General features: G+C 31.7%; 7 protein-coding genes. 6 read left to right on the top strand and 1 reads right to left on the bottom strand.

Translation table 11 applies throughout. The annotated features are described in order from the left end of the window. From Q0V08_RS10120 to Q0V08_RS10095, 6 genes are all read left to right on the top strand, one after another. Positions 1-607 (top strand): 4Fe-4S binding protein (locus Q0V08_RS10120; RefSeq protein WP_297434445.1); only part of this gene is annotated, 607 nt, incomplete at its 5' end. Between the two features lie 131 nt (positions 608-738). Continuing rightward, a complete protein-coding gene (locus tag Q0V08_RS10115; RefSeq protein WP_297434443.1) occupies positions 739-2496 on the top strand; it encodes a putative sulfate exporter family transporter in 1758 nt (585 codons plus the stop codon). Between the two features lie 19 nt (positions 2497-2515). After that, positions 2516-2761, top strand: coding sequence for a hypothetical protein (locus Q0V08_RS10110; RefSeq protein WP_266188161.1), 246 nt, complete (start codon positions 2516-2518; stop codon positions 2759-2761). Continuing rightward, positions 2748-3224, top strand: coding sequence for a hypothetical protein (locus Q0V08_RS10105; protein WP_297434440.1), 477 nt, complete (start codon positions 2748-2750; stop codon positions 3222-3224). The genes Q0V08_RS10110 and Q0V08_RS10105 overlap by 14 nt, the downstream gene beginning before the upstream one ends. 111 nt (positions 3225-3335) lie before the next feature. Beyond that, on the top strand, positions 3336-4889 hold the full coding sequence (locus Q0V08_RS10100; protein ID WP_297434438.1) for a bifunctional UDP-sugar hydrolase/5'-nucleotidase: 1554 nt from the start codon (positions 3336-3338) through the stop codon (positions 4887-4889). Positions 4890-4901: 12 nt separating this feature from the next. Beyond that, entirely contained in the window at positions 4902-5261 is a 360-nt protein-coding gene (locus Q0V08_RS10095) for an FMN-binding protein (RefSeq protein ID WP_297434436.1), read from the top strand. A 32-nt stretch (positions 5262-5293) separates the two neighbouring features. Here Q0V08_RS10095 and Q0V08_RS10090 read toward each other — a convergent pair whose 3' ends face one another. After that, positions 5294-5926, bottom strand: coding sequence for an OmpA family protein (locus Q0V08_RS10090; protein WP_297434434.1), 633 nt, complete (start codon positions 5924-5926; stop codon positions 5294-5296). Positions 5927-6007: the final 81 nt, after the last annotated feature.

Below are 6007 nucleotides of genomic sequence, written 5' to 3'. Positions count from 1 at the left end.
CTGTGCTAAAGCTCACTTTAATGATTTTGGAATTATGGGTGTAACTAAGCCAATCTATTTAAAAGATAGATGTATTGGTTGTGGAAGATGTGTTAAGGTTTGTGATCACGCTGCTACAAGAGTTTTAAAATTAGAAAATCATAGAATTGTAAAGGATTCTTGCTGTTGTGTAGGATGCGGAGAATGTGTTGAAGCATGTCCATCATCTGCATGGGTAAGACCAGAGCAAAAATTATATAGAATGACAATAGGTGGAAGAACTGGAAAACAGTATCCAAGAATGGGTAAAATGTTCTTAAACTGGGTAACTGAGGATGTAATTCTTCAAGTTATTGGAAACTGGCAGAAATTCTCTGCTAACGTATTACATCATAAGCCTATGTATATCCATGGAGGTCACTTAATTGACAGAGCTGGATATCAGAAGTTTAAAGAGATGATACTTGATGGAGTGGAATTAAATCCAGAAGCACAAGTAGCACAAAGAATTCTTTGGGCAGAGACAGAGTATAGAGCTAACATTAACGTTAAGCCAATTTCTCAACATCCAAGTCCAGGAGATGCATATACATTAGAAAAACCTTTTAACTACGGTGGAGGTCACTAAAATTTAGTTTTTAAAATCCAAAAAATATAGTCAGACAAATGGGGACCCCAAAAGGGTTCCCATTAGTCATGTTTGGGACTTTGAATATCAGTTCAACAAAGAGCACATTAAAAAAAACCTAGGGGGTAAAAATGGAAGCTGTAAAAGAGAACAAAAAAAGTTTAAAGGAAACAATACTAGATTTATTTAAATTTGAGGATTACTGGGCAATATTATTAGCAACAATTATACTTATATTTTGTACAATTATTTACATGGGGTCGGATTCACAAAGTGTTTTAGGTAAAACAGAGGTTTATAATAGTGTAATGAAAGCAGAAGGAGAGAGAGTTCCTTTTAAAACAGTTCAGTGGCATGAAGCACAATTTGATAAAAATAGTTTGGCTATAAAGACATCAACAACAGAAAAGGTAAAAAGCATTTTAGGAAAACCTAAAAAATGGGTTACGAACCCAATTGAATCAATATATTTAAGTGAAAGTGCAGCTAAGGCAAAAGGAGCACCATTTACTCAACAATATGAAGATTTAAAAAAAGAAACAGCACTGTTAAAAAATCAAGCTTTAGCAGCAACTGCATTAGCTGAAGAAAAGGTTTTTGCAGATACTAGTTTAAATACAACTGCAAATGAATTGGTAGATAAATGGCTTATTAGTAGAGATAAAGAGAATAAAATGAAAGCTAAAGCTATTGTGAAACCTTATAATTTAATTCCAAATTTAGCAATATTATTAGCATTCATAGGGATTTATTTTAGTTTAGGTATGAGAAAAATGGGAAGAGATAGAGAAGGGTTTTTACAAGGATTCCCAGCAGTTTTCGCTTTAGCTACAGGAGCTTACTTGTTAGGAGAGCAAGAAACTTTAAAAGCTTGGGGTCTAGGATATGTTTTCTGGGGTCTAGTTTTAGGATTGATAGTTAGTAATACAGTAGGGACACCAAAGAAGCTTTTAGCAGCAGCTCAAACAGAATATTTTATAAAAACTGGATTGATTTTATTGGGGTCAACAGTTTTAGTAAATAAAGTTTTATTAATAGGAATACCAGGAATTTTCGTAACATGGTTTGTAACTCCAGTAGTTTTAGTTTTAACTTTTGGATTTGGAGATAAAATTTTAAAAATGGAATCAAAGAGTTTAAATATGGTAATGTCGGCAGATATGTCTGTAAGTGGTGTATCAGCGGCAATTGCAGCAGCAGCAGCTTGTAAAGCTAAAAAAGAAGAGCTTACATTATCTGTAAGTATCTCTATTATGTTTACTGCGTTTATGATGATAGCAATGCCAATGTTTATAAAGGCTTTAAATATGGATCCAGTGTTAGGTGGAGCATGGATTGGTGGAACAGTTGATTCAACAGGAGCTGTAGTTGCTGCTGGAGAATATCTGGGACCAGTTGCTAGAGACGTTGCAGCAACTATAAAGATGATTCAAAATATAATAATTGGAGTAATGGCACTAGGTGTAGCAGCATACTGGTCATTAAAAGTAGATAAATCCATGGCTGATGAAAGAGATTTTTCTTTAAAAGGATCATTAAATGAGATTTGGAATAGATTTCCAAAATTCATACTAGGATTTATTGGTGCTTCTCTTGTATTCTCTGGAATTTATGGAATGTTAGGGGTAGATGGATCTAAAGTTATTATAGATAAAGGAATGGTAAATGGAGTAATTTCACCTTTACAAGGTTGGCTATTCTGTTTAGCTTTTACAAGTATTGGATTATCTACAAACTTTAGTGAGTTGAGTAAGTTATTTAAAGGTGGAAAACCAATTACTCTTTATATAGTAGGAAAAATTATTAACTTAGGTGTAACTTTTGGAGCTGCTTATTTAATGTTCCATGTAGTTTTCCCTGATATAACAAAATCTTTAATGAGTTTATAAAGAGTTTTTAGGAGGAGATATGATAAAAAAATGGATAGCTTTTATAGGTAGTTTTGTATGTATATATTTTTTCTGTTTTTCTGTATTACCCTTTCTAGATGAAACTTTAGGATTTAAAGAAGCTCATGAAAAGTTGGCAGAGGAAGATATAGAATCAGGAGCATGGTATTATATTTTTGTAAAAAAAGTTGAACCGAGCTCAGAAAATGTTAGACATACATTAACTTACTCAAATTTGGGAGAGAGTAAAGATGCAAAACGTTGATAACTTTATAGAAGAAGAGAAAAGAAGAGCTATAGAAATATCAAATGAAGTAATAGAAAAACCTAAAATATCTATGATGATTGTTATATTTCCTTTTCTTTTAATTAATTATATTCAAGAGTTAAGAGTTTATCGGTATAAAAAGGAGTTTTTTATTAAAGAATACTTATTTTTAAAAAAAATAGTAGTTCATTTGCTGAAGGAGGGTTATTTTTCTTCAGAAAAAATAAAAGATGAGATAGAGAAACTTTTAATAAAAGATGAAAAATATTTAGAATTTTATAGATGCCAAATTCAAGAAGCTATAAGTATAAAAAAATATATTCTTCAAGAGGAAAGTGAAAAAGTAATGAGATTAAAAGAGATAGAGACTTTAAAAAAATGGATGGATATATTTGAAGTAGATGAAGAGAGTTTAGGTGTTAGTTTAAAATTACTTAGAACTTTAAATAATAAAATATAAAGTATTGAAAAAACTGCATTTGTATGCAGTTTTTTCTTTTACAATCTTGTCTAAATATGATAAAATATGTTCGAATTTAATTTAAAAACTAGGATTAATTAGGGAGGAAAAATGAATAAAAATTTAAAAGTTTTTGGTTTGATGGGGTTAGTCTTAGCACTTTCTGCTTGTAAAGTATTACCACCAAAAGATGGAGAATATGAGCTAACTTTAGTTCATGTAAATGATGTTCACGGTAGAGCAAAAGAGGGGAAATATGATGGAGTTGGATTAGCTAGAGTAGCTACGATAGCTAAAGCTTTAGAGCAAGATAAAAATAATGGAAAAGTATTATTAATAGATGCAGGAGATACAATGCATGGAACAACTTTTGCTACTTTAACAAAAGGTGAGTCAATGGTTGAAACTTTAAATGCGGCAGGGCTTGATTATGCAACTTTAGGAAATCATGATTTTAACTATGGACAAGAGAGATTAGAAGAGTTATTATCTATGCAAAAATATAAGACATTAGCAGCAAACGTTGTGGATAAAACAACAGGTAAGCCAATTGCAGGAACATATGATATTAAAAAAATAGATGGGAAAAAAGTAGGATTCTTTGGTTTAGCAACTCCAGAAACATACTTTAAAACAAATCCGAATAATGTAAAAAATATAACAATAGCTGATCCAATATCGACAGCTAAATCAGTTGTAGCTCAAATGAAAAAAGAGGGAGTTAAATTTATTGTTGTAATATCTCATTTAGGGGATGACGAGAGTACAGCAAAAAATCTCCAAAGTGTAGGATTAGCTGAGGCTGTACCTGAAATTGATTTAATCATCGATGGTCATAGCCATACTGAGTTAAAAGAGAAAAAAGTAGTTAATGGTGTAACTATAGTGCAAACAGGTGAGTATGCAAAAAATGTTGGAGTAGTAAAAGTTGACTTTGATAAATTAAAAAATAAAATTGAAGCTATAGATTATACGTTATATACAAAAAATATAATAATGAATGGAGATAATCCAGTTCCAGAAGATGCTAAAGTAAAAGCAACAATAGATGAAATTTCTAAAAAGCAAGAGATGATAACAAGTGTTAAAGTTGGAGAATCACCAATTTTATTAGAAGGAGATAGAGCTTTTGTTAGAACAGGAGAAACAAATCTTTCTCAGTTAATAACAGATGCAATGTTATGGAAAACAGGAGCGGATGTAGCTCTTACAAATGGTGGAGGAATTAGAGCTTCTATTAATCCAGGAGAGGTAACTGTAGGAGATGTAATTAGTGTATTACCATTTGGAAATTATGTAATTACAAAAGAAGTAAAAGGATCAGATTTACAAAAGGCTGTTGAAAATGGAATTAGATCATATCCAGAATCATTAGGTGCAATGGCACAAATTGCGGGAATGACAGTTAAATTTAATGTTAAGAATCCAGCATACAGAAGAGTTTTAGAAATCAAGATAGGAAATGAAAAATTAAATCCAAATAAAACATATGTTGTAGCAACAAATGACTTTATGGCAGCAGGAGGAGATGGATATTCATCTTTAGCTGGTGGAAAAGAATTAGGACATTATCCAGCTTTAGACGAAGTTTTAATTGAATATATTCAAAAAGTTGGTTTAGAAGGAAGAGATAAGGTAGTTCCTAGATTAATACCGAAAAAATAAAAGGGGTTATAAATGAATAAAGAATCTTTAAGGAAAAAAGTAGTGCTAGCTTTCATAGCAGTAGGATTATTGTTAGGAGTATATGAAGCAAATAAACCAGGTCCATTAGTTATTGAAGAAGTTGGAACTGGATACAATGGTGATTTAACTGTAAAATTACAAGTGAAACCAAAAGGTGATGGATTTAAAATTATTGGACTAGACGTTGCTCATCAAGATACGCCACCAATAGCGGATCCAGCTGTAGATACATTAAAAACATATATTTTGAAAAATCAAAATGCTGAATTTGATGCTGTATCGGGAGCTACATATACATCAGAAGGTATAAGAGAAGCTACTAAAAAAGCATTAGAAAAAGTAAAAAACTAAAAAAGAGGGCCTAGGCCCTCTTTAATTTTATATTAATAAGCTGGGAAAATTTGAATTTCAACTCTTCTATTTTGTGCTCTACCAGAAGCAGTTGAGTTACTAGCTATAGGTCTATCAGGTCCGAATCCATTAATGGTAATTCTATTAGGATTTACTCCTCTACGTACTAAGTAATCAGCAACACTTCTTGCTCTCTTAACAGATAAATCCATGTTGTAAGAATAAGCACCTGTATTATCAGTGTTACCTGAAATAACTATTCTTGTTTCAGGATATTGATTTAAAACAGCAGCAATATCATTTAAAGGTCCATAGAATCCATTTCCTATAACGTATCCGTTTGTAGGGAACGTAACTCCACCAGGAAGATTAAGATTTATGTAATTTCCTTCGTCTGTAACTTTAACCTGAGTATTTTGTAGTCTAGCTTGTAATTCTTTCGTTTGTTGATCTTTGTATGCTCCCCAACCTAAACCAGCAAGAGCTCCAATTCCAGCTCCGATAAGTGTTCCTTTTGTGTCTTGTCCAATTGCTTGTCCGATTAAAGCACCTACTGCGGCCCCACCAGCAGTACCAGTAGTTTTACTGTTATATCCAGTAGCTGTACAAGCACCGAAAAGAGATCCAGCTAAAAGAACAGAACAAATAAGTTTTGTATTTTTCATTATAAAAAACCTCCTTAACTAAAAATGATTATAGATATTATAGAAAAACTTTTTATATTTGTATATAAAATATTATTCTTT

Origin of the sequence: uncultured Cetobacterium sp., from assembly GCF_947038635.1 — a bacterium.
Classification (GTDB): Bacteria; Fusobacteriota; Fusobacteriia; order Fusobacteriales; family Fusobacteriaceae; genus Cetobacterium_A.
The sequence above is the reverse complement of the archived record's forward strand: the minus strand, read 5'-3'. Positions and strand labels throughout refer to the sequence as shown.

Bases quoted from the DNA above. Each gene is read 5' to 3' on its own strand.
- Q0V08_RS10115 (WP_297434443.1), top strand. From the start codon at position 739: ATGGAAGCTGTAAAAGAGAACAAAAAAAGTTTAAAGGAAACAATACTA.
- Q0V08_RS10110 (WP_266188161.1), top strand. From the start codon at position 2,516: ATGATAAAAAAATGGATAGCTTTTATAGGTAGTTTTGTATGTATATAT.
- Q0V08_RS10105 (WP_297434440.1), top strand. From the start codon at position 2,748: ATGCAAAACGTTGATAACTTTATAGAAGAAGAGAAAAGAAGAGCTATA.
- Q0V08_RS10100 (WP_297434438.1), top strand. From the start codon at position 3,336: ATGAATAAAAATTTAAAAGTTTTTGGTTTGATGGGGTTAGTCTTAGCA.
- Q0V08_RS10095 (WP_297434436.1), top strand. From the start codon at position 4,902: ATGAATAAAGAATCTTTAAGGAAAAAAGTAGTGCTAGCTTTCATAGCA.
- Q0V08_RS10090 (WP_297434434.1), bottom strand. From the start codon at position 5,926: ATGAAAAATACAAAACTTATTTGTTCTGTTCTTTTAGCTGGATCTCTT.